The 23,719-nt window shown below is 43.7% G+C and carries 18 protein-coding genes and 2 tRNA genes; 13 read left to right on the plus strand and 7 right to left on the minus strand.

The annotated features are described in order from the left end of the window. Positions 1-65: 65 nt before the first annotated feature. The 4 genes from JMX89_RS08670 to gltX all read right to left on the minus strand — a co-directional run bounded on the left by JMX89_RS08670 (position 66) and on the right by gltX (position 2,525). A tRNA-Glu gene (locus tag JMX89_RS08670) sits at positions 66-141 on the minus strand. Between the two features lie 145 nt (positions 142-286). Continuing rightward, a tRNA-Ala gene (locus JMX89_RS08675) sits at positions 287-362 on the minus strand. 122 nt (positions 363-484) lie between these two features. After that, positions 485-850: a hypothetical protein gene (locus JMX89_RS08680; RefSeq protein ID WP_201531871.1), complete on the minus strand. Its 366-nt coding sequence runs from the start codon at positions 848-850 to the stop codon at positions 485-487. 145 nt (positions 851-995) lie between these two features. After that, a complete protein-coding gene (gene gltX / locus JMX89_RS08685; RefSeq protein ID WP_201551364.1) occupies positions 996-2,525 on the minus strand; it encodes a glutamate--tRNA ligase in 1,530 nt (509 codons plus the stop codon). A 400-nt stretch (positions 2,526-2,925) separates the two neighbouring features. Between gltX and rsmH the strand changes: the two genes are divergently transcribed. The 7 genes from rsmH to JMX89_RS08720 all read left to right on the plus strand — a co-directional run bounded on the left by rsmH (position 2,926) and on the right by JMX89_RS08720 (position 12,334). Then, a complete protein-coding gene (rsmH, locus tag JMX89_RS08690) occupies positions 2,926-3,954 on the plus strand; it encodes a 16S rRNA (cytosine(1402)-N(4))-methyltransferase RsmH (RefSeq protein WP_201551412.1) in 1,029 nt (342 codons plus the stop codon). 212 nt (positions 3,955-4,166) lie between these two features. Further along, a complete protein-coding gene (locus JMX89_RS08695; protein WP_201551366.1) occupies positions 4,167-4,679 on the plus strand; it encodes a cell division protein FtsL in 513 nt (170 codons plus the stop codon). Further along, a complete protein-coding gene (locus JMX89_RS08700; RefSeq protein ID WP_201551368.1) occupies positions 4,676-6,763 on the plus strand; it encodes a peptidoglycan D,D-transpeptidase FtsI family protein in 2,088 nt (695 codons plus the stop codon). Before JMX89_RS08695 ends, JMX89_RS08700 begins: the two co-directional genes overlap by 4 nt. Before the next feature lie 70 nt (positions 6,764-6,833). Then, positions 6,834-8,552: a UDP-N-acetylmuramoyl-L-alanyl-D-glutamate--2,6-diaminopimelate ligase gene (locus JMX89_RS08705; RefSeq protein ID WP_201531873.1), complete on the plus strand. Its 1,719-nt coding sequence runs from the start codon at positions 6,834-6,836 to the stop codon at positions 8,550-8,552. Positions 8,553-8,663: 111 nt separating this feature from the next. Further along, positions 8,664-10,112, plus strand: coding sequence for a UDP-N-acetylmuramoyl-tripeptide--D-alanyl-D-alanine ligase (locus JMX89_RS08710; protein ID WP_201531874.1), 1,449 nt, complete (start codon positions 8,664-8,666; stop codon positions 10,110-10,112). A 3-nt stretch (positions 10,113-10,115) separates the two neighbouring features. Then, entirely contained in the window at positions 10,116-11,234 is a 1,119-nt protein-coding gene (gene mraY / locus JMX89_RS08715) for a phospho-N-acetylmuramoyl-pentapeptide-transferase (protein ID WP_201551370.1), read from the plus strand. Between the two features lie 158 nt (positions 11,235-11,392). Continuing rightward, on the plus strand, positions 11,393-12,334 hold the full coding sequence (locus tag JMX89_RS08720) for a putative RNA methyltransferase (RefSeq protein ID WP_201551372.1): 942 nt from the start codon (positions 11,393-11,395) through the stop codon (positions 12,332-12,334). 70 nt (positions 12,335-12,404) lie between these two features. Here the strand turns inward: JMX89_RS08720 and cls are convergent, their stop codons facing one another. Both cls and JMX89_RS08730 read right to left on the minus strand, forming a co-directional pair. Continuing rightward, the gene (cls, locus tag JMX89_RS08725; RefSeq protein WP_201551374.1) at positions 12,405-13,844 is read right to left on the minus strand and encodes a cardiolipin synthase; all 1,440 of its coding nucleotides are present in this window, start codon (positions 13,842-13,844) and stop codon (positions 12,405-12,407) included. Positions 13,845-13,927: 83 nt separating this feature from the next. Then, the gene (locus JMX89_RS08730) at positions 13,928-14,707 is read right to left on the minus strand and encodes a YdcF family protein (protein WP_201551414.1); all 780 of its coding nucleotides are present in this window, start codon (positions 14,705-14,707) and stop codon (positions 13,928-13,930) included. Positions 14,708-15,801: 1,094 nt separating this feature from the next. Between JMX89_RS08730 and JMX89_RS08735 the strand changes: the two genes are divergently transcribed. Then, on the plus strand, positions 15,802-16,551 hold the full coding sequence (locus JMX89_RS08735; RefSeq protein WP_201551376.1) for an MBL fold metallo-hydrolase: 750 nt from the start codon (positions 15,802-15,804) through the stop codon (positions 16,549-16,551). A 255-nt stretch (positions 16,552-16,806) separates the two neighbouring features. On the opposite strand, the gene JMX89_RS08740 is transcribed toward JMX89_RS08735, so the two are convergent. Next, positions 16,807-17,871 carry a disulfide isomerase DsbC N-terminal domain-containing protein gene (locus JMX89_RS08740; protein ID WP_201551378.1) on the minus strand — a complete coding sequence of 355 codons (1,065 nt, stop codon included), beginning with the start codon at positions 17,869-17,871 and terminating at the stop codon, positions 16,807-16,809. A 410-nt stretch (positions 17,872-18,281) separates the two neighbouring features. On the opposite strand from JMX89_RS08740, the gene JMX89_RS08745 reads away from it, so the two are divergent. The 5 genes from JMX89_RS08745 to JMX89_RS08765 all read left to right on the plus strand — a co-directional run bounded on the left by JMX89_RS08745 (position 18,282) and on the right by JMX89_RS08765 (position 23,536). Next, the gene (locus JMX89_RS08745) at positions 18,282-19,634 is read left to right on the plus strand and encodes an MBL fold metallo-hydrolase (RefSeq protein WP_265088687.1); all 1,353 of its coding nucleotides are present in this window, start codon (positions 18,282-18,284) and stop codon (positions 19,632-19,634) included. Positions 19,635-19,925: 291 nt separating this feature from the next. Beyond that, complete coding sequence (locus JMX89_RS08750; RefSeq protein ID WP_201551380.1) at positions 19,926-21,458, plus strand: type I restriction-modification system subunit M; 1,533 nt, start codon at positions 19,926-19,928, stop codon at positions 21,456-21,458. Continuing rightward, positions 21,448-22,662, plus strand: coding sequence for a restriction endonuclease subunit S (locus tag JMX89_RS08755; RefSeq protein WP_201551382.1), 1,215 nt, complete (start codon positions 21,448-21,450; stop codon positions 22,660-22,662). Before JMX89_RS08750 ends, JMX89_RS08755 begins: the two co-directional genes overlap by 11 nt. A gap of 80 nt (positions 22,663-22,742) precedes the next feature. After that, positions 22,743-23,051, plus strand: a complete 309-nt coding sequence (locus tag JMX89_RS08760; RefSeq protein WP_201551384.1) for a hypothetical protein — start codon at positions 22,743-22,745, stop codon at positions 23,049-23,051. Between the two features lie 2 nt (positions 23,052-23,053). Then, entirely contained in the window at positions 23,054-23,536 is a 483-nt protein-coding gene (locus tag JMX89_RS08765; protein WP_105244345.1) for a hypothetical protein, read from the plus strand. The last annotated feature ends 183 nt before the right edge of the window (positions 23,537-23,719 follow it).

A 23,719-nucleotide genomic window follows, 5' to 3' on the forward strand; every position in this document is an offset into this window, starting at 1 on the left:
TTTATTGTTCGCTTATTAGTCTAATCTTATGCTAAGCAAAAGTGCTAATAAGTGACGCCGTATAGTGGCGTCCCCAGGGGGATTCGAACCCCCGTTACCGCCGTGAAAGGGCGGTGTCCTAGGCCTCTAGACGATGGGGACGCATAGAGTGTTATAACCAGGGGTTACAACGGTACTTCACAATATCAGATAGCTTATAAATAAGCATTGCCTAGGTGCTGATATCGTCCTACTAGCGAGTATTTACGTTAAAGTTTCAGTGAACTGAGCTTTGCAATAAATAGTATGGTGGAGCTAAACGGAGTCGAACCGTTGACCCCTTGCATGCCATGCAAGTGCTCTACCAACTGAGCTATAGCCCCTCGCTAAGAGTGTGCGTATTTTATGTAAGACCAGCAGTCTTGTCAACTGCTATTTTAAAAATAATGCATAAATATGCAAAAAAAAGTGTTCAAAGCTATTTTATTAACTTACTAAGCCCAATTTAGCGTGGGTTTTGCTGACTGGCTATCTCTTTGATGGCTTTATCGGTAAAGAATTCTTCTTCAGTACCATCTGAAAAAATAACTGCACCGCATTCTGTGGGGATATATTGCCCACCTTTTAGTTGTACTGTGCTGATACCTTTAAAGCCAACGATGTCAGATTCTTTCAATCGATCGACATTATGATTGATATAACTGCAATAAGAGAGATATATCCACTTTAAGTCATCAAAATCTTGACCGGTAGTGAGGGTTAACTTGGTATCGTATAGCTCTTTTACGATGGCATCGTAGTATTTCTGCGCTTCTTTTAGCGTGTTAAAGACATAGTCTTTGCTTTCGATGGTGACGGTCTTGGCGGCCATTTTTATTTCCAATTTAAGTATTAAATAAAGAATCAGTATTCGTATGCAAATGCTGATATTCACGTAAAAAGGGGTCAGTAATAGCCTGACCCCTCTTTTTTATTCACTAATAGTATTATGAATCAACAATATTATTAACAAACAACTATTCAGCTGCCAAAAAATCTGGCAACTCTGCCGCTTGTTTCTCTAGTTTTTTCAGCTTCTTTTTGCCCAAACCACCAAGTACGTCAACCGCATGACGCAAGCGTGTCAATGTCATATCAGCGCCGATAATTGCCATAGAGTTCATGACTGGCGTCGATGAGGTGCTACCAGCGATAGCAATGAAGAACGGCGCCATAAAATCACGCATTTTAATGTCAAGGTGAGCAGCAAGACCTTTTAAGGTGGCATAGATGTTTTCTTCCGACCACGTTGGTAAGGTCTCTAGCTGCCAAAGCGCTAATTGCAGCATCTCAGTAATTTGTTCAGCCGAGAGTAATTTATGGGTAAAGCTCTCAGCATTGATATCAGGTAGGTTTTGGAAATAAAAGCCACCCCAATTAACTGCATCAGATAACAGCTCAATACGCGGCTGAATCGCTGCTGCGATAGCGGTTAATTTATCGCTGTTACTTGCCCAGTCGAGGATTTTGTTTTTGAGTTCTTCTGGCGTTAGCGCCCGTAGCCATTCTGCATTGAGCCAATTAAGCTTTTCGATATCGAAAATAGGGCCGCCAAGTGACACACGCTGAATATCAAAGCTGGCAATCATTTCATCCAAGGTAAATTTCTCAGCTTCGTCAGGCATGGAGTAGCCCATACGACCAAGGTAATTTAGCAAGGCTTCAGGTAGCACGCCGGCATCACGGTAATACGTGATAGAGGTTGGGTTTTTACGCTTAGACAGTTTTGATTTATCAGGGTTACGCAGCAGTGGCATATGGCAAAGGACTGGCATCTCCCATCCAAAATACTCATAAAGCAGCTGATGTTTCGGCGCAGAGTTGAGCCACTCTTCACCGCGCAACACATGGCTGATGTCCATCAAGTGGTCATCGACAACGTTGGCTAGATGATAAGTTGGCATGCCGTCGGTTTTGAGAAGCACTTGCATGTCCACTTGCGTCCAAGGAATCTCGACCGTACCGCGCAGCATATCTTGTACCTGACAGACGCCTTCGGTTGGCACACGCATACGAATGACGTTTGGTTTGCCCTCAGCAACCAATTGCGCGGTTTTCTCTGGTGCTAAATGGGCACAGCGACCGTCGTAACGCGGCGTTTCACCATTGGCCATTTGCGCAGCACGCATGGCATCAAGCTCTTCACTGCTACAAAAGCAGCGAAACGCATGGTCGTTTTCTATCAGCTGCTCTGCATGCTTTTTATAAATATCGCTACGCTCGCTCTGACGATAAGGCGCGTGTGGACCACCGATGTCTGGACCTTCCGCCCAGTCAAGACCGACCCAACGCAATGCATCTAAAATCATTTTTTCAGATTGCTCTGTCGAGCGCGTTTGGTCAGTGTCTTCAATACGCAAAATAAATTCGCCACCATGAGCTTTGGCAAAGGCCAAGTTAAACAGTGCGATATAAGCAGTGCCAACGTGCGGGAAGCCAGTAGGCGAAGGGGCAATACGGGTACGAACAGGGCGTATGCTATTAGTAGAAGTAGATGGTTGCATCATAAAAATCTCAGAATGTTGTTGTTAATGAATGGGACAGTCAAAAGTAGTAGTGAAAAGTGAAAATATGAACGAAAGAATGGAAGTCAACGTTGAAAAATAGCGTAAAATATAGCGCTAGTATAACAGAGAGATGGGATATTTTTAACGAAATGCCCTTCTAGCGCTTGACTACCCGTGTATCCTTGCGATAATAATGTTAGGTAAGTCATAACTTGTTTATTTTCATCTGATTTTTTACTATTACTGGTCAATTTGACCATCATCTATTGAGTTGTTTGTGTCCATATCGAATAGTAAGCCAAAAAATACGCCAAATGCTAATCACAATCCTTCTGACCCTGATCATTCTATGTCAGCGGCGAGTCTGTTTTCTGAAGAAAGCACTTCTACTCAAAAACTTATGCAAGAGCCTAGTGAAGATCAAGCTACGTCTGACAAATTGAGTTTTGTCCATGATGCGGTGCTATTGCAAGAAGCAGTCGCCGCAGTGTTGGGTGTCAAAGCGCTACCGAAGCAGACAGACGACGAAAGTCAAAATAGCTTGCAAGCAAGCGGTATCTACGTCGATGCTACCTTTGGTCGTGGTGGCCATAGTCGCTTGCTATTGAGCCAGCTTGCCGATGACGCAACCTTGATTGTTTTTGATAAAGACCCAACGGCCATTAGCGTTGCTCGTGAATTGGCAAATAGCGACAGTCGCGTAAAAGTGGTGCATGATAGCTTTGCGACGTTAACAGACAGTCTTGCTGCAATGGGAATCACTCAAGTTGACGGCTTAATGGCAGACTTAGGTATCTCATCACCGCAAATTGATGATGGCAGTCGTGGTTTTAGTTTTATGCGCGATGGCGCGGTCGATATGCGTATGGATATCAGCCGCGGGCAGTCGGTTGCTGAGTGGCTTGAGACGGTCGATGATGAAACCTTGGCCAATGTGCTTTATGAATTTGGCGAAGAGCGTCACAGTCGCCGTATCGCTCGTGCGATTAAGCAGATGGACAGTTACGACTCTACTTTAGCATTGGCTGAAGTGATAAAAGTTGCGCACCCAAACTGGCAACGCGGCAAGCATCCAGCGACCCAGAGCTTTCAGGCGATGCGGATTTTTATTAACAACGAGCTTGGTGATGTCGATAACTTTTTAGAGCAAAGTATCCCGATATTAAAGGTAGGCGGACAGCTAGCAGTGATTAGTTTCCACTCCTTAGAAGATCGACGTATCAAGCAGTTTTTGCAGCGTCATAGTAAAGGGCAATATCCAGAAGATGAGAATTTGCCGATGCCGCCCAAGCGTCCGCGTTACTTTAGTAAGCCTAAACGGGTCGGTCCAAGTAAAGCAGAGATAAGTCATAACCCACGCTCGCGTAGTGCATGGTTACGCATGGCAACACGTACTGATGCTGACTATGTAGCAGATATTCATCCATGAATGCCATTATTAACTTATGTGGTTTAAATATGACTGAATGTTTTAATGATTACGCGGCTGTTAAAAAGCTGTAAACATTATCTGCTAGGCTCAGCAGTTACTTTTTTGCTTGGTATTGTTTTTATTGATGGTGCTGATGGCTTATAAGAGTTTTATAACTCGTAAATGGTTATCGCTTTTTATATTTTGAAGTTCACTTTTTTGAGATTGTCATGGCAATATCCGACAAACCTGCAAACCGCCGCGCCGCAACGCCATCGAATACCGATGTTGGCGCCTTATTTGTGCGTAAATTTAAAATATCAAATATCTATGTGGCTATATTGGTACTGTTGGCGGCTGGTATTGTATGGAGTGGCATCAAAACGGCTGAAGGTGTTCAGCAATATCATCAGGATTATAAAACCTTGCAAGACATGAAAAAACAAGAGCGAAAATTACAAGTTGAGCATCAGCGTCTGCTTATTGAACAGCAGACCTTTAGTGCGACGCCGCAGATTGCCAGTCGTGCGGTTGCTGAATTGGGTATGTTTTCACCAACACTCAAAGATAAGCTGATTATCCAGCCAGGTGCTGCGACAGCAGTTGCACTTGTGGACCCTGATGCCAGTAATCCAGACACTTTAACGACGAATGATTCTGATGTTTTCGAAGCTGATGCTGTGAGCGATGCACCCGTTAAGACTGCTACTACCGATTCTGACCTAGCGGAGGCAGGACAATGAGCGATAAAAAACCCAGTGCTAAAGCGACCAGCAAAAAACCCGCCAGCGGCAAGGTTACTAAGCCACTACGCCGTGCTAGTGCGGCCAAATCTGGGCAAACGAGTAGCAAGCCTGACAATAAATCAGATGATGGCCGTAAAGCCAAGCTATTTGGTCGCTTAAAAAAGAATGAAGAACAGGGTGCTTATACCAGTGTCAAGAACCTAAAAAGTAAAAGATCAATTTTGGGTAAAGCGTCTGGCGCTTCCTCTCGCGGCGGTGTCGAACAAGATAAGAACCGTTTCCGTTTGATTTGGGGTATAGCGCTGCTTATTTTGGTGGCACTTATCGGTCGTGCTTACTATATTCAAATTGCCAATACTCAGTTTTATCAAGATAAAGGCAATGAGCTCATCACCAGTGTACGCACGCAAAAATCCTATCGTGGCATGATTACGGATCGCAACGATTTGCCATTGGCTGTCAGTGCACCACTTGCGACAGTCTCTTTTAGCCCGCATGACTATGCCCGTGAATACTACGAGCTTAAGCGTATTATTATCACCAATCCTGAAAGTCCGCAGCTTATCGCACGTATGCAAAAGCGCTTGGATAATATGGATTTGACGACGCTTGCGGCGGCTGCCAACATCTCAGCCGATGAGCTAAAAAAAGTGACAGCTATCGACCCTACTATTGATGTAACGGATGAAGTGGCAGTCAAAGCAGCGCTGCCATCGGGTGCAGGCTCGCATTATTTGCCACTATTAAATAAAGTAACGCCGGAGATTGCAGAAAGCGTTAGCTCGCTTGATTTTCCTGGTGTTAATGAGAAAAACTTTTTTCAGCGCTATTATCCGCAGCCACAGCCTAACTCGCAACTACTAGGTTTCATGGGACAAAATGCCAACGATCCTGAAGGTGGTTACGAAGGACGTGCTGGTATCGAACGTCAGTATGAGAAAGAGCTGGCAGGCGATGATGGCAAGGTTTTGGTGCTCAAAGACGCCAAACAAAACAGTCTTAAAGAAATCAAGCAGGTTGAGCCAGAAGTACCAGGCAAAGATGTGACATTGACCATTGATTCGCGTTTGCAATATTTGCTTTATAAAGAGTTAGAAAAGGCGGGGCGTTTGCAAAAAGCGCGCTGGTCGACGGGTATGGTAGTCGATGTACAAACGGGTGAAGTATTGGCGCTATCGACATGGCCGTCATTTAACTCTAATAATCTAAATGAGATGACGGGTGAAAATCAGCGTAACCGTGCGCTCCTTGATGTCTTTGAACCCGGTTCAGTCATGAAGCCATTCACCGTTGCTGCGGCTTTAGATTCAGGGAAATACACTGCCACTACTTTGATCGATACCAATCCTGGCTCTATCCGTGTCCGTGGTTATACGATTCGTGACCATAATAATCTAGGGCGGATCACGATGGCAACGCTACTACAGAAATCTAGTAACGTCGCCTCGACCAAGATTGCTTTGTCTCTACCGGCTGACGGCATTACCAATATGCAAAGACAGTTTGGCTTTGGGGCAAAAACACCACTGCAATTCCCAGGTGAAGGCAGTGGGCTTGTGGTGACACCAGAAGAAAAAGAAACTTCGAGACGGGCAACGGTCAGTTATGGCTATGGTATACAGGTGACGCTGGCACAGATAGCGCAAGCTTATTCAGCGCTGGCGGCAGGTGGCGTCATGCATCCGCTAACGTTGAATAAAAATGACAAAGCGCTACCAAGCAAACGTATTATGGCGCATGAACAAGCGATGGCCATCGTACAGATGATGGAAAGTGTCACAGAAGACGGCGGTACGGCTAAAGGTGCGGCTATTGATGGTTACCGCGTTGCTGGTAAAACAGGAACCTCGCGCCGTATCAATCCAAAAGGTGGCTACTATACTGACCAGTATCGTAATGTCTTTGCGGGTATGGCACCAGCTTCTAATCCAAAACTGGTCGGTGTCATGTTAATCGAAGACCCGCGTGGTCAGATTTATGCTGGTTTAACCGTGGCTCCTGTTTTCCATAATGTCATGAAAGAGGCACTACGTTTATATAATGTGCCCTTAGATAAGCCGCTCAAAACCGAAGCTCAATAGATATAAAAGTAAATTTTTTAATATCCAGCTCTTAACTATTTGATGTGTTTTAACCGTTTAGGATTTGCCAATGACCCTGTCTACCTCGTCGCCATGCAGTATCACAGTTACCTTGCACCAGCTGCTTGCAGCTAGTAGCAGCGACGATAGACATAGTCTACAGCAGGTATTTACAGCGAATATGACCGCATCTGTTAGCGAGTTATCGAATCAAATGACCGCTGTTCAACTGGATGCGGTGATTAATATTCCATTCCAGCAGTTCTGTTTAGACAGCCGTCAACTAGCCAGCAACGACGTGTTCGTCTTGTTAAAAAGCCATACGCCAAATTGCCAAAAAAGCCGTGACCACCTCTATCAAGCCGCTAACAATGCGGCTTTTATCCTATCGGAAATCGACCCTATTGCTTTGCTTGCCACGGCTAATGTCTCGCCTCACGCCAATCTCGAATTGACTAAAACTGATAATGCAAAATCTATCGCACAGCAGCAATTAGATACTTTGCCTTGCCCCGTATTATATATACCTCATATCCGTGATTTTCTGGGCAGCTTAATTCAAGCACGTTTACAGTATCAGCAGCCCGTGACATTACCAACTGTCATAGCGGTGACGGGCACCAATGGCAAAACCACCATTAGTCAATTGGTGGCGCAATTGACGCAGCTGACAGGTATAAGCAGCGCAGTTATGGGCACGGCAGGTAATGGTAGGCTTGGTGCTTTGGTACAAGCCAGCCATACCACGGGCGATGCCTTAGCGGTCCAGCAATTTTTATATCAAATGGGTACAGAGAATGCTGAATTATTGGCATTAGAAGCCAGCTCACATGGTTTGGATCAGCAGCGTCTGCAAGGTATGCCAGTGTCGGTGGCGATTTATACCAACCTGAGTCGCGATCATTTAGATTATCATGCTGATATGGCAGAGTATGCAGCAGCAAAAGCCAAGCTGTTTGATAAAGCCCATTTTCCAGATTTGACCCACGCTATTATCAATATCGATGACGAGCATGCCCAGATTATGCTTGATACGGCACACGCTAGCCAATTAATAGTTTGGACGTATAGTTTAGACCCATCAAAATCTGCAACCTTTGTTGCTGCTGAAATCAAGCCAAGTCTGCAAGGTGTTGAGATTAGCCTGCGTACAGATTTTGGCGATGGGACAATGAATCATTTAGATATCGTCAGCCCATTATTGGGGCGTTTTAATGTTGCCAATTTACTTGCTGCTATGGCAGCTGCCGTAGCTTTGGGCATTAATCTTGAGCGGATTGCTGCAATCATTCCGCAATTGCAAGGTGCAGTTGGGCGTATGCAGCGTGTACCGTCGAATGATGGCTGCTTTATCGTTGATTATGCACATACGCCTGATGCCTTAAGTCAGGTGCTTGCCAGCCTAAAGACCCATTGTAAGGGTCAGCTGTGGGCAGTGTTTGGTTGTGGGGGCGACCGTGATGCGGGCAAACGTCCTTTGATGGCGCAAGCAGGATTGGCAGGCGCAGATAAAGTCGTGTTAACGGCAGACAATCCACGCACCGAAGATCCCAATGCGATATTGCAAGATATGCAGGCAGGGATGAGCACTGAGCAATATCAGCGTACCCATATTGAGCCTGCGCGCCAAGCAGCGATTGAGTATGCGGTCAATCAAGCAGCGGCTGATGATATCGTCGTTATTGCTGGCAAGGGTCATGAGACCTATCAGGAGATTAATCATGTTCGTTATGATTTTGACGACAGTGTTATTTTGCAAAACGCCTTAAAACAAGCAGGGCGTGTATAGCATTTATAGATAAATAATAGCGCTTATAATTAGTTTTCCATGATATTTAAAAAGTATTAGTCGTTAACTATAAAAAATAAATAAGTAGTCATCATATATAAGGTAATCATTATGACAGCCGACAACGATAACAGCATTCAGTCGCAAGGGCTGTATGTTTGGCAAGCAGACAATCTGCTCGCAGCAACCGCAGCACTCGACGGGCATTGGCAGCTGAGTGAGGGACAATCCGGCTCAAAAAACGATGTAATGAGCACTCGTATTGCCACCGATACCCGTACGATAAAGCCTGGTGATATATTTTTAGCGTTAACGGGTGATAATTTTGATGGTCACGACTATATCGATACTGCCATCGCGCAAGGTGCGGTTGCGGTTATCGTCGCTCGCCCTATTGCTACGGCTGATGCAAATAGCATTCCGCAGTTAGTGGTGAGCGACACCCGTTTAGCGTTAGGACAATTGGCTGCGTATCGTCGTCAACAGCATCAAAATTTAACCGTTATTGCTATTACTGGCTCTAGCGGTAAGACCACCTGTAAAGAGATGCTCGGTAGTATCTTTGGCAGACTTGCCCCAACGCTTATCACGCGTGGCAACCTAAATAATGACTTGGGTGTGCCGATGATGTTGCTCGAATTATCCGATCATCATCGCTATGCCATTTTGGAGTTGGGCGCAAACCATATCGGCGAAATTGCTTATACTACGGAGATTGTCCAGCCAGATGTTGCGTGTATCTTAAATATTGGTACGGCGCATTTGGGTGAGTTTGGCAGCCGTGAAGGGATTTGCCAAACCAAGGCTGAGATTTACCATACCTTGAATGATAGCCAATTTGCGATCGTTCCTGATAAAGATGATTTTACCAATCAATTACGCCGTATCGCTGAAAAGCATACATCACACGTGATTGGCTTTGGTAATACTGATGTCAGTGCCAGCCATTTAGATGTCGAGCCTGAGCGTAGTGAATTTAAGCTGCATATCGGCAATCAAGTCCATGATATTAACTTGCCACTAGCAGGCGAGCACAATGTCAATAATGCTTTAGCCGCTGCTGCCTGTGCCCATGCATTAAATATTGAAGTTAGTGATATCGTCGTCGGACTTGAAAATGCGCGTCCTGCCAAAGGTCGCTTGAACAGTCAGCTGTTAGGCATGCATCGACTGATTGATGATACTTATAATGCCAATCCACATTCGGTACGGGCGGCTGCCAAAGTATTGGCAGCGCAAACGGGTACGCAAGTGATGGTATTAGGCGATATTGCTGAGTTAGGTGAGGCTGCAGTGAGCGAGCATCGAAGCTTGGGTCGTACCATTGCGACCACAGGTATTAATGTACTGCTTTGCGTTGGTGAATATGCCCCTTATACAGTCGAAGGTGCGCAGGAGATTTCTGATATCAATGCCCATGCGTTTACCGATAAAGACAGTTTATTGGCGTATTTGAAACCTTATTTGCAAGCGCAGCAGGCGCAACCTTGTACGGTGTTGTTTAAAGGTTCTCGTTCCATGGAAATGGAAACACTTATCAATGCGCTAGTCGAGGAGTAGGCGGTGTTAGTTTGGTTGTTTAGCTGGCTTGGTCATTATTATGCCCCGTTTTATGCGGTTTCTTCTTTGACGCTGCGCGCGTTACTGGCGGTCGTTACCGCCCTTGCTTTTAGCATGGTTTTTGGTAATCGCGTTATTCGACGTTTGCGTGCACTTAAGTACGGTCAGGCGATTCGTAATGATGGACCACAGTCGCATTTGGTCAAAACTGGTACCCCGACCATGGGTGGGGTGCTGATTTTAAGCGCGATTGGGGTATCAACCTTGCTTTGGGCGCGTTTGAATAATCCGTATGTCTGGATTTTGCTCATCGTCATGATTATCTTTGGTGCGGTAGGCTGGGCGGATGATTGGCTCAAAATTAAATATAAGAACCCAAAAGGTCTAATCGCTCGCAAAAAATATTTTTGGCTCTCGATGGGCGCATTATTCGTCGGCATTTCTTTATATTATATTGCCACACTTCAGCCAGATATTGCGACGACTCGCGAGATGCAGGATTTATTAATACCTATTTTTAAAGATTGGATGATTCCATTTTCGACAGTGCCGTTTGGTATTGGCTTTATTATCTTTACTTACTTTGTGATTAATGGCGCCTCTAACGCGGTCAATTTAACTGATGGCTTGGATGGCTTGGCGATTTTGCCAGTGGTCTTGGTTGCTGCAGGCTTGGGCGCAATGGCATATGTCTCTGGTGACGTACGCTTTGCGGATTACTTGCACGTACCTTATATTGCCTATAACTCTGAGGTCATTATTGTCTGTGGCGCGATGATTGGCGCAGGGCTTGGCTTTTTATGGTTTAACGCCCATCCAGCGCAAGTGTTTATGGGTGATGTGGGTGCGCTGTCACTGGGCGCGATGCTCGGTACCATTGCGGTGATGACCCGTCAAGAAATCGCTTTCGCAATTATGGGTGGACTGTTCGTTGCAGAAGCACTGTCGGTAATGCTACAGGTTGGCTCATATAAGCTACGCAAAAAGCGCGTATTTCGCATGGCACCTCTGCATCATCACTTTGAAGAGATTGGCTGGAAAGAAACCCAAGTGGTCGCAAGGTTTTGGATTATCGCCATTATCTTGGTTATCCTTGGATTGATGACGTTAAAGCTGCGTTAAAACAGTAACTCAGATTAATCTCGATATTCTTCATTAAAAAGCCATCTCAACAAGTTTGAGATGGCTTTTTTGTTTCTCATACTATCTTTTCTCATACCTTTTAATACTTAGCATGGCTGAATTTTGGTAAAATAACAGCCATATTGCTATGATTTGAGATGCCTGTGTCCTTATTTATTTGTCCCCTTTGTCAGTCGCCACTGCAGCCCGCAATCGATACATGGCGCTGTGATGGTAGCTTGCACCCAAAACAAACTGCGCATCCTTTTGATGTGGCGCGTCAGGGTTACGTTAATCTGCTACCTGTCCAACAAAAAAAATCTAAAGCACCGGGTGATAGTCAAGCGTCCATTGAGGCACGGAAACGGTTTTTAAATGCAGGGCATTATCAGCCATTACAGGCACTGATCTGCCAAAAAATGGTGGAACTATTAGCAAAAAACGAGTTGCCATCTGAACAAACTGGTAAACCAGTCAATTGGCTAGATATCGGTTGCGGCGAAGGTTATTACACCCAAGCGATGGCTCAGACGGGTATGGATACACTTATTGCGGCAGATATTAGTAAACCTGCCATAGTAGAGCTTGCAAAAGCGAGCAAGGCAGCAAGTTCTCTTTGGAATCAGCAAGATAAGAACGATGGTATTGAAACAGCAGTGATTTATCCATTAGTAACCAGTGCTGCTCATTTGCCCTTGCGTGCGCAAAGTATCAATGGGATTAGCAGTATTTTTAGTCCCATTCTGCCAGAAGCGTTCAATGAAGTATTAAGCGATGAGGGTTATTTAATCATTGCTAAGCCAGATATCGGGCATTTAGCAACGATGCGTGAGGCTTTGTTTGACGATGTCCGTGAGCACGATTCTGACAAGTTTTTGCAGGAATTAGCGCCATATTTTACGCTGCTTAACACTTATAATGTCAGTACTGAGTTAAAATTATCAGCAGATAATTTGGCTGATTTGCTGACTATGACTCCTTATGCATATCGTGCGCATACCGAAAAAAGACAAGCGCTACTAGCTTCAGTTGCAACCGAAACATTTGCAACTGAAGCCAAGTTTGTCATATATATTTTGCAGAAAACAACTAACTTATAAGTTTACTTATCGCTATGTCATCTTATCAAGACACTTCACAAAATAACCTGATGGGCTTAAAGTAAAAGGCTTATAAAACAGGTCCCATCGTAGCAATGATGTTGTTCCAAATCCTAGAAGATAGTGGCCAGTTTTTGACCTCTTCACGTGTTACTTCGTCTGAATCAGCGATATATAGGTATTGGCGCTCGATAATATCCGCCGTCAGCTTTTTATCGCTAAAGACAACGTTATTCTCATAATTCAAATCAAAGCTACGCAAGTCTAAATTGGTCGAGCCAATTAAGCTAATTTCACCATCAATCGTCAAGGTCTTGGCGTGTAACAAGCCTGGTTTATATTCATAAATTTTTACGCCCGCTTCGAGCAATTGCCAATAATAACTGCGACTGGTCGCGGCAACGATAAAGGAATCGTTATTTTTTGGAAAAACCATCATCAATTCAACCCCGCGATAGGCGGTAGCGCATAAAATACTGATGAGTGAATAATCGGGCACGAAATAAGGCGTAGAGATAATCAGCGTCTCTTGCGCTTGGCTAATCAAAGCACCCAAAAACTGTGGCGTGGTACCGTGCCGCTGAGTGGGACCATCTGAAAAAACTTGGGCAGGAAAGCCATTAGGCTTTGGCGTGCTATCATAATAAAAGCTATCAAGCGAAGTATCTGGGTTTTCAATCAGCCAATCACTGGCAAATAACATCTGATTCTGCGCGACCACAGGTCCTTCGATACGCAGCATAATATCGACCCACGGAGCATATTTTGGCTTTACCATAAATTCAGGATCGGCGCAGTTACGACTACCAGAGTAACCAATTTTGCCATCAATAACGGTAATTTTGCGGTGATTACGCAGATCAATACGGCTAAACAGCATTACTTTTACAAAGTTGGTCAGTGGGAGAGCTACACTGACTTGTACGCCAGCATCTTGCATTTCTTGCCATATCTTTGAGCTCACCATCTTCCGTGAGCCCATGCCATCAACCATTGCTCGACAAGTAAGGCCGCGCTTTGCTGCTCGGATGAGAGCTTGCGCGGTATCAATACCCATGCCATCGACAAGCCAAATGTAATACAGCACATGGATATGGTCTGTTGCAGCATCAAAATCAGCAATCATGCGTCTGCGTGTTTCGCTTGCATCTGCCATGAGCTCTGCCTGATTACCCTCCATAGTATGAAAACCGGTGGCTTTTGCTGCATAAGCAAAGGAAGCTTGATAAGCGGGCTTGATCATCTTCTCTAACGTCGTCTCATGACCAAGAACGCTTGGACTATGAGTATTTAATCGCTTAATGATATCGTCGCGTTTTTGCCCAAAGTCATGACCCAAATGCACTTCACCAAACATCCAGTAAATCAGCACGCCAAAATAAGGCAAAATAAACAGGATGACAATCCATGCTAATCTGGCAGGCGAGGTCAAATCATGGCGAGATAAGACCCGTAAAGAAATCAGTATCAGTAGGATAAAATGTATCGTCAACAAAATATCTACGATCATAACAGCGTCCCTTATTATTATTTTATATCTAAAAAGTATCAATCGCTTTAACTAATCAAAAAGAGAAGTACTATGAAAACCGTCTAGTATTCTCCAAAAAGCCAACCGCTGACAAAGGCAAAGTACTCTCTAAACCACGCGTTATAGCGGATGGATAACGGAGTAGGGCTGGCAAGCATAATAGGTTGCACGTAGCCTTGATGCCGAGCGATGTTTGCGGCGCGAATAATATGAAAATCACTGGTCACGATAGCGATGGGCGCTTTAATAGAAATGCCTTTTGCCGCTAATATCTCTTGGCTATAAATAAGGTTTTCTGCTGTACTCGTGCTTTGACCTTCTTGCAAAATATGCTTAAGAGGAATGTCATATGTATCGTACAAGTAGGTTGCCATAATATAGGCTTCGCTACGTGTCTGACCAAAACCTATACCACCGCTAGTGATGACTAGCGCGCTTTTTTGTGAATCGATAAGGGGCGCAGCAGTATCTAAGCGTTTGGCAAGTGTTGGTGTGGGTTTGCCTGCGACCGTACCTGACCCTAGCACAATGATGGCAGCGACTTCAGGTACGGGTTTAGCACTTTGTTTAATCTGCTGCTGTAATGCATAAACAAAAATGCCAAAACTGATCAACCAGATAAAAAACACCATCCATAGCCCATACCACAGACGGTTTAACCAACGATTTTGGTAGATAAATCTTATGATATTACGCCAAAAAATACCATGAGCAACAAACACCATACCTACTAAAAAGGGTACAACAGAACCAAAATTTACCTTACCTACTGCCATCAAAATCATACAGTCGACGATTATAAGGCTACCGATAATGGTTAATATAACTCGCACTGGCATCATGAAGTTTTTTGGCAGGGGTGTACGATTGTTTAAAGGCAATATATTCAATGGATCTTCTATGGGATATTAGTTTGGACGCTATAGCGTGTTTGATAAGAGACTGTTTGATCCCATCATAACGCACCCTGTTTTGAGATAACGTCTCATTGTTGTTACTAGGAAAGACAAATTCAATGATAAGGGTGGAAGAGAGAGTTAAAGCAGTTTAAGGTTGAAGAAATCATCCATTAATGTAAATTTAGTGATAAGGAAATCGTAGAAGGTGATATCAGAAAAACAAGCATGAGAAAACTATAAGATTTATCTTAAAAGTTTTTAAGGGATATTTAGGAGGGGGTAGGACAAGACAGGAAACCAGGGAATAACTAAGATTGGCGGTGAAGGAGGAAGTCGCACTTGTAATTTAAGTAATTGATTTTAAATTATTTTTTATAAATATTAATAGGTATAGACCAACAATTAGACCAACATCTTTCAAGTATCGGATGGAAAGCGAATAACAGAATTTTTCTTCCCATTATTTGTAACAAGATATTTTTAACTGAGAATCTAATTTCAAATACATATTATCATTAAAAAACTGTTCTTAGCAAAACGTGTCGAACTTTAAAGATAAAGCAGATTATAGTTGAACAAGAAAATTTTAATCACTTTCAGCATGATCATTAATTAGATTAAGCGCCACCTAACAGTACGCTTTAGATAAATAGATCAATGTATAAAAATGATAAAAAATCCTTGTTCTTTTGAGAGAATACTTGAGCTCTAATTCTATTATCGACGTACGTCTTTAGGCGCATCTCCATTGGGCCAGTCTTTGTCCTTATTAGCTCTTATAAGGTAGTGCTGTTATACCATCTAAATGTCACCGACTGACTACAGCCAAGAAACTGTGATAAAGAGCTTTGTAAGGCACGGTATCTGATAAGAAACTTCTATGCCAAGATTAAGCAGTACCGTGCGATTGCTGCTTGATATGACAAATTAGCTCGTCATTTTTTTCAGTGTGATTCATCTAGCTTCTTGCATGGTCTGGTTGAATTAATGACACGTCCTACTACTGTTCATATTAAATTATCAAAAGAGGTTTTATTATGATATTTCGGCAGTTATACGAACATCTTTCGAGCACTTATACCTATTTGCTAGGGGATGAGGATACAGGGCAGGCGATTCTGATCGATCCTGTCATTGCAACGATGGAGCGCGACTTAGCTGAGGTGCATAAATTAGGTCTGAAACTGGCCTACACTGTTGATACGCATATTCATGCAGATCACATCACAGCAGCCCTAGAGATGCAGCGCGCTGTTGGCAGTAAGATCGCTGCACCTGCTTATGACCGACTGGCATGTGCGGATGTTGGGCTAGAAGAAGGCATACCCTTTAAAGTTGCTGGCATTACCTTGCACCCATTGCATACTCCAGGTCATACTGCAGGACATTTTGCTTATCTCTTTAATGAGCGTGTATTTACTGGTGATGCTCTACTTATTGAAGGGTGTGGTCGAACTGACTTTCAGCACGGTGATGCCGACGCTTTATACAACTCTGTGCGCGAAAAGCTATTTTCTTTACCAGATGAGACGCTGGTCTATCCTGCACACGACTATAAAGAGCGCTGTGTCTCTTCAATCGCTCAGGAAAAAAAGCGTAATCCAAGGCTAGGTGGGGACATAACACTCGAAGAGTTTAGGGTAATCATGAATAATCTAAACCTGCCATATCCGAAATTTATTGACTACGCAGTTCCTGGCAACCAGCAATGTGGTGTTTGCCCTGAGGACTTGCCAAATAATTTAGCTGAATACTGTCGTCAGATGGCACAAAGTCCTCAAGGCTGATTTTAGTTAAGCTCTGTAATGCTTTTATCTATAAATACAATGCTTCTGCTATATAAATTGATTCGACATAAATGATCAAGCCAAAGGCTAGTGCTTACCATAGAGGTATAGTGCGACACCCTGATCAACTGGAAAATCGTTAATATCGTTCGGCCTTAAGCACCTACCGACATAACCAAAAATCGCCCTGTGACAATGGTTCACAGGGCGGTTTGTTTTTTTATCTGTTAGGAGAATTATAGTCTAAATAGCTGACTACTCTACGCCCAAAAACTCTAGAAACTCCGGACTCTCAAAACTTGCTTGATACAGCACACCGTCTTCGCGATAAATAGCCGGTGTCGCCATCACGGCTAAGGCCGCAGCTTTGTCGCGATTTGGCGTGATGGGATCGATGTTACAACTGGCAGGTGCAGTCGTCATCTCACCTTGCAACATGGCTTTATCAAACGCTTTACGACGACCGTCCTCATCAGTTTGGCACCAGATGCCTCGCATTTGCTCTGGTGACTGCTCATATATCGGATAGCCAATCACGTTGACTGTCACGCCTTTTGCATTGAGCATGGGTATTTGCTGATGCAATCGGCGGCAATACGGACAGTTGACGTCGTCAGCCACGTATATCACGGCTCTTTCAGGACTGGTGGCGGGGTAGCGAATCAGCTGCTTGTCATTCAAAGTCGCCAATACTGACTGATTTTTGCGTTGCTCAAATGCTGTGTCCAGACCCACAAATTGACCATTTTCGATGACGGATATCTCGCCATCGGTGACATATTGCGCGTCATCTGAGAGTAAAAAAGGCACGCCTTCTAAAGTGGCACCCCAAATCACGCCCGGTACGGCAGTGTAAAAAAATGGTGTTTTGGCACTCATGTTTTTGAGCGCATCCATATTGGCAAGCATTGCCGATTTGACGGTTGCACTGACTGGCTGACCTATTTGCTCACTATGACTGCGCGGCAACGTTTTGGTCACTACCCGCTTGCTGGGGTTCTTTTGTAGCTCGCCTTGAATGACGTATTTACCGTCTTTGGTTATATGTAGCGGTGCTTGCCCTGCCAGATTTACCTGATACATATTGGGTAAACCCGATGGCACAATAGAGGAAATCTGCGTTTTGATACCTGCTTGCGTTAGCACTTGGCGCAAATGGCTGTCGATGGACTGGCTTATCGTGTCAGCTGCTTGGCCACTTACTGCAGGATAGCTGACATTTTTGCTCGTGGCATCATTGGCGCTAGGCTGAGCACAGGCAGTGGTAGCCAAAGATACAACACCGATTAAACTGGCAAATTTTATTAGAGGTAGTTTCACAGAGACGATCCTATCTGGTTTAACAAAGACATAATCCGACTAAATTCTATACGTACAAGTATAGTTTTAATCGATGTAATATTATATAAAATAATATATTGATAGAGTTGGTCAGACTTTAGCATAGAGAAGGAGTAGATAGAGTGACAATAGCTTGCTTTTGCAAAACTACTACCTACCTTTAAGAGATAAGCAATTTGAAACAGATACGGATTACTGTGAAATGGCATTCGCTAGTATAGGTACCTACAAGTTAACTAGGTTAATATATGTTATTGTATATTGATAACCGTTAAAATAGTATGGTACTTTTAACGAGTTCACATAACTCTTTGATGTTTAGCTAATTAATGGTAACTCACTATTGAAAGCAGCCGTCTGGTTTCAATTATAATAATAATAAGGATACAATGATGCTTTTAGAAAAGATTAAAACACCTGGGCTTTCACACCTCTCTTATTTAGTGGGTTCTGGGGGTCAGGCTGCGGTGATAGACCCGCGTCGTGACTGCGCGATATATGTAGAAAAGGCACGCGCAGCAGGACTTCGGATCACTCATATTTTTGAGACTCATCGTAATGAAGACTTGGTCTCTGGTGCACCAATTTTGGCAGAAATGACAGGAGCCACTGTATTACATGGTCCCAATTCAGAGCGACCAATTGTCTATGCTAAGACGGCGCGTAATGGTGATTGCTTTACTATTGGTCAACTTGAAATTCGCGTATTAGAAACGCCCGGCCATACTGATGACCACCTTGCTTATGCTCTATTTGATACCGCCTACCCAGACAAAGCAGTTGGTGTCTTTACTGGCGACGCGCTATTTGTGGGAGATGTTGGTCGTACTGACTTCTATCCTGATCGCCGCAAAGAAGTGGCAGGCCTGCTTTATGACTCACTACAAGATATTCTAGCGCTTGGTGATCAAGCCATTATTTATCCTGCTCACGGTGCTGGGTCAGTCTGTGGCTCAGGGATGGCAGAGCGTGAGTTCTCTACCGTCGGCCACGAAAGATTGAACAATCCACGTTTACAAATTACAGACCGTGATGACTTTATTGATTTTAAAGTGAGCGAAAACCATTACCAACCACCTTACTTTAGGTTAATGGAGCGACTAAATATGGAAGGTGGTGAAGCCCCACCAGTCGTTATGCGCCCTCATAATCTTGCGCTTGCTCAACTTAATAGCTGCGGTGCCGATCATCTTATCGATATTCGTGAACCAATGGCTTATGCCTCAGGTCACCTGCATGGGTCTATGAGTCTACCTGTAAATATGCTTCCTGCATTTGCTGGTTGGTTTATTGAAGAAGGACAAAGTTTGGCATTGATTGCGTCTGATGAAGAGCAGCTTGCCACTGCGATGGAACATCTAGTACGAATCGCCCTCGACAATGTGGTGGGCGGCTATGTGGGTGTCGTTCCTGCTGCTGCTAAGGGTGAGCAGATGCAACAAACCCCTATGATCAATACGTCTGAGGTTGAAGACCGTCTAACTGAAGCTGAGAATTGGACATTGCTTGATGTACGCGATATCGACGAGAGAAATGCCAATGCAATTGAAGGGTCACAGCACATCTATGTCGGACATCTTAACGAGCGTTGGCATGAGCTTGACTCAAGTCGGCACTATACGTTGATGTGCGCCAGCGGTGCACGAGCGACAATAGCGGCAGGGTGGCTTGCCAGTCGTGGTTTTGAGCATATTGATATCTACCTAGGTTCAATGGGGGCATGGCAAGCCGCGCATGATTAAGATAGTAGACGTTATTCGAAATGTATGAGAGCAAGGAGCTGTTTTGCCAACGAACTCTATCTATACCGTGATTGAAAATCATTATTCAGAATGATAAAACATAGCGCCTATTTTGGGCGCTATTTTTTTATTTAGAGTCGACTTGGTATATTCTTAGACCAACTAACGGCAATACATTACGCCTTATTCGAAACAGTAATGTGCGCTATACTTCCAAGCAAAACGAATTAATCGAACTATCATTGTTTACTATAACGATTAACAATTTTCCAGCGCGTTAAGGAATCATCAATGTCCGCCAGCACTACTGTTACCACCAACCAAATCAATCAAGACGATATTAATAAAGCCGTATGGAACGCCTGTGACACCTTTCGCGGGGTCATCAGCGCCGATACCTATAAAGACTTTATCTTAACCATGCTGTTCCTCAAGTACTTATCTGACGTTTACCGTGATGAGTACATCAAGCTGGTCGAACAGTTTGGGGATAACCCCGAGCTGATCCACGCCATGATGGCAAAGCAGCGCTTTGTATTGCCTGAAGGTGCGAGCTTTTGGGATCTATACGAGCAGCGTCATCAGCCGGGCAACGGTCAACGTATTGACGAGGCGTTACACGCGATTGAAGAAGCTAACGGCACCAAGCTCAAAAACGTTTTCCAAGATATCAGCTTTAACACCGATAAATTGGGTCAAGAAAAGCAAAAGAACGAGCTACTACGCCACCTATTAGAAGACTTTGGCAAAGATATTCTTAACCTAAGCGTTGAGCGTGTTGGTAGCTTGGACGTGATTGGTAATGCGTACGAGTTCTTAATCAAGCACTTTGCCGCCAGTAGTGGCGCAACGGCTGGTGAGTTTTATACACCGCCCGAAGTATCGAACTTACTGGCGACTATCCTTGAGCCTGTGGAAGGCGATGAGATCTGTGATCCTGCTTGTGGTTCAGGGTCGCTACTCATCAAATGCGGGGCGATGGTTCGCAAAAACTCAAATTCTAAGAAGTACGCGCTATTCGGTCAAGAAGCCATTGGCTCGACATGGGCACTGGCCAAGATGAATATGTTTTTGCATGGTGAGGACAACCACCGAATCGAGTGGGGCGATACCATCCGTAATCCGCTGTTATTGGACAGTGACGGTCACTTACTCCAGTTCGATGTGGTGACTGCCAACCCGCCGTTTTCATTGGATAAATGGGGTCATGACGATGCCAGTAGCGATCCCTATGGTCGCTTCCATCGCGGTGTACCGCCCAAGACCAAGGGCGACTATGCGTTTATCAGTCATATGATCGAAACGCTCAAACCTGCGACTGGTCGCATGGGCGTGGTCGTACCGCATGGCGTGCTGTTCCGTGCGTCTAGTGAAGGCAAAATCCGTCAGCAACTCATAGAAGAAAACTTGCTCGATACGGTGATTGGTTTACCCGAAAAGCTGTTCTTTGGGACGGGTATTCCAGCCGCGATATTACTGTTCAAAAAGAATAAAACAGATGATACGGTGTTGTTTATCGATGCCAGCAATGAGTTTAAATCGGGTAAAAACCAAAACCAGCTCACCGATGCCAATATTGCTAAAGTCATTGAGACGTATAAAGCGCGTGAAAGCGTCGATAAATACGCGTATCTCGCGAGCTTTGATGAGATTAAAGAGAACGACTTTAACCTAAACATTCCACGCTATGTCGATACGTTTGAGGAAGAGGCAGAGATTGATCTAGATGCAGTACGTTCTGAGCGTTTAGCGCTTAAAGCCGAGTTAAACCTGTTAGAGGATGAGATGGCAGGGTTTTTAAAGGAGTTGGGTTATGGTGCCTAATTTACTTAAGCCTTCACAATTAGGAGAAATCCCTAAAGATTGGAAACGAGTTAAACTTTCTGATGTTATGAAAGTAAGACAAGGTTTGCAAATCGCTATTTCTGAACGGTTAACATCGCCAACTAGCACATCAAAAGAATACATTACTATTCAATCAATTAAGAAAACAGATCAGGTTCGTGAGTATGTAGAAGCTCCTTCACAACGTGTAATTTGTAGTAAAGACGATGTGTTAATGACGCGCACTGGTAATACAGGGATTGTTGTCACAGGTGTTGAAGGTGCATTTCATAATAATTTTTTCTTGATGGATTTTGATAAAAATAGAATTAATACAACTTTTCTAGTGAATTATCTACGTTCACCGAGAATCCAACATTTAATTTTAACAAAAGCTGGTGCGAGTACTATTCCAGACTTAAATCATAAAGATTTTTATTCGATAGAGTTTCCTTTAGCTCCTATATTGGAACAACAAAAAATTGCCAAAATCCTATCCACTTGGGATAAGGCGATTAGCACCACTGAGCGTTTGATTGACAATAGTACCCAACAGAAAAAAGCGTTGATGCAACAATTGCTGACGGGTAAGAAGCGTTTGCTTAATGATGAGGGGAAACCGTTTGAGGGTGAGTGGGAAGAGGTTAAGTTATCGGAAATAGCCCAAATCACAATGGGTTCTTCTCCAAAATCTGATGCCTATAATGAGATTGGGGACGGTCTGCCTTTGCTCCAAGGTAATGCAGATATTAAAAATAGAAAATCAGCACCAAGAATTTATACGTCACAAATAACTAAAGAATGTCATGTTGATGATATTTTATTTAGTGTCAGAGCACCAGTTGGCACAGTTGCACTATCCAATCATAATGCTTGTATTGGACGTGGTATTGCTGCCATAAAAGCTAAGAAAAACCACTCTCAAGATTACTTATATCAGTGGCTTTTATCTTTTGAGCTGAAGTGGGAACGCTATTCGCAAGGTAGTACTTTTGAAGCGGTAAATAGCGATGATATTAAATCGTTAAATCTTTCTATTCCAAACTATAAAGAACAACAAAAAATTGCCACCGTATTAACCAATGCTGATAAAGAAATTGAGTTGCTTGAGCAGCAATTGGCTGATTTGCAGCAAGAAAAAAAGGCGCTGATGCAGGTGTTGTTGACGGGTAAGAAGCGGGTGGTGGTTGATGGGGAAAGCTGATATTAGGTAGAGTACGTTTCAGCCACCCTAGCGCATCTAAATAGTTTAGAATAAATGAAACGTTAATAGGAGCGGATAACATGATTGAAGTCACCGAAGCTGTAAAACTTGCTAGACAATTTGCGGTAGATTTGTTTGAAGGCGAGAACATCAAAAATCTAGGACTAGAAGAAGTCGTATTTGAAGAGTCTGACAATGAATGGCGAATTACTTTAGGCTATGACTCTCATCGAGTAAAAACGACGGAAACCACACCGAATCGTTTTTCAGCAATAAGTGCGTTTGCGCCAAGTAATATAGAAAAAGAAACCTTACGCGAATATAAAACGTTTCGTATCGGTGCCGAAGATGGGGCTTTTAAAGGTATGTTAATACGTGATGTAGGTTAACAGTGACGCATTATTATATTGACAAGTCGAAACGAGTTTTGCTTGATGCCAATCTGTTAACGATGTATTTGGTGGCTCAGCTTGGCGATGGGGAAGTTGAAAAGTTTAGTCGTACACGAGCATACACGACAGCTGATGCTAAGATATTGGATAAGACTTTACTGGGTTTTAAATCTATTATTACTACGGCCCAAGTCTTGACAGAAACTGCGAATTTGCTCGATTGGTTCACAGGAAAAAAGCGGCAAGTACTATTTGGTTATCTGAGTCAGTTTGTTGTTACAGTCGATGAAAAGTATTTATCCGCTAAGCAAATCATACTTAGCCCTGCCTTTATTAAGCTAGGATTATCGGATGCTGCGTTATTTGATATTTGCCATTTAGATAAATGTGTCTTATTAACCGCCGATCTTGATTTATATGGGTTTGCAGCAGGGCATGGCATAGAAGCTATTAACTTTACCCATTTGCGAAAATATTTATAAAGAGGTTTATTGACACATTTTCAGTAATCAACTAATCTATACCCAACATAACCGCCACGCTTAGTGCCCTTTGGGTAACGCGCAACCTTGGCGGTTTTTCTTTGCCTTTTTTATGACATCTTTTATGGTGTTTGGGCTACAATCGATAAAACCAAACAAGCAACCAAACAAACGCTATGTATA

Origin of the sequence: Psychrobacter sp. DD43 (assembly GCF_904846555.1) — a bacterium.
In the GTDB taxonomy this organism is placed as follows: Bacteria; Pseudomonadota; Gammaproteobacteria; order Pseudomonadales; family Moraxellaceae; genus Psychrobacter; species Psychrobacter cryohalolentis.

What these genes read in the sequence shown, in the direction of transcription:
- JMX89_RS08680 (WP_201531871.1), bottom strand. Translation starts at nt 850, where the DNA reads ATGGCCGCCAAGACCGTCACCATCGAAAGCAAAGACTATGTCTTTAAC.
- gltX (WP_201551364.1), bottom strand. Translation starts at nt 2,525, where the DNA reads ATGATGCAACCATCTACTTCTACTAATAGCATACGCCCTGTTCGTACC.
- rsmH (WP_201551412.1), top strand. Translation starts at nt 2,926, where the DNA reads ATGCAAGAGCCTAGTGAAGATCAAGCTACGTCTGACAAATTGAGTTTT.
- JMX89_RS08695 (WP_201551366.1), top strand. Translation starts at nt 4,167, where the DNA reads ATGGCAATATCCGACAAACCTGCAAACCGCCGCGCCGCAACGCCATCG.
- JMX89_RS08700 (WP_201551368.1), top strand. Translation starts at nt 4,676, where the DNA reads ATGAGCGATAAAAAACCCAGTGCTAAAGCGACCAGCAAAAAACCCGCC.
- JMX89_RS08705 (WP_201531873.1), top strand. Translation starts at nt 6,834, where the DNA reads ATGACCCTGTCTACCTCGTCGCCATGCAGTATCACAGTTACCTTGCAC.
- JMX89_RS08710 (WP_201531874.1), top strand. Translation starts at nt 8,664, where the DNA reads ATGACAGCCGACAACGATAACAGCATTCAGTCGCAAGGGCTGTATGTT.
- JMX89_RS08720 (WP_201551372.1), top strand. Translation starts at nt 11,393, where the DNA reads ATGCCTGTGTCCTTATTTATTTGTCCCCTTTGTCAGTCGCCACTGCAG.
- cls (WP_201551374.1), bottom strand. Translation starts at nt 13,844, where the DNA reads ATGATCGTAGATATTTTGTTGACGATACATTTTATCCTACTGATACTG.
- JMX89_RS08730 (WP_201551414.1), bottom strand. Translation starts at nt 14,707, where the DNA reads ATGATGCCAGTGCGAGTTATATTAACCATTATCGGTAGCCTTATAATC.
- JMX89_RS08735 (WP_201551376.1), top strand. Translation starts at nt 15,802, where the DNA reads ATGATATTTCGGCAGTTATACGAACATCTTTCGAGCACTTATACCTAT.
- JMX89_RS08745 (WP_265088687.1), top strand. Translation starts at nt 18,282, where the DNA reads ATGATGCTTTTAGAAAAGATTAAAACACCTGGGCTTTCACACCTCTCT.
- JMX89_RS08750 (WP_201551380.1), top strand. Translation starts at nt 19,926, where the DNA reads ATGTCCGCCAGCACTACTGTTACCACCAACCAAATCAATCAAGACGAT.
- JMX89_RS08755 (WP_201551382.1), top strand. Translation starts at nt 21,448, where the DNA reads ATGGTGCCTAATTTACTTAAGCCTTCACAATTAGGAGAAATCCCTAAA.
- JMX89_RS08760 (WP_201551384.1), top strand. Translation starts at nt 22,743, where the DNA reads ATGATTGAAGTCACCGAAGCTGTAAAACTTGCTAGACAATTTGCGGTA.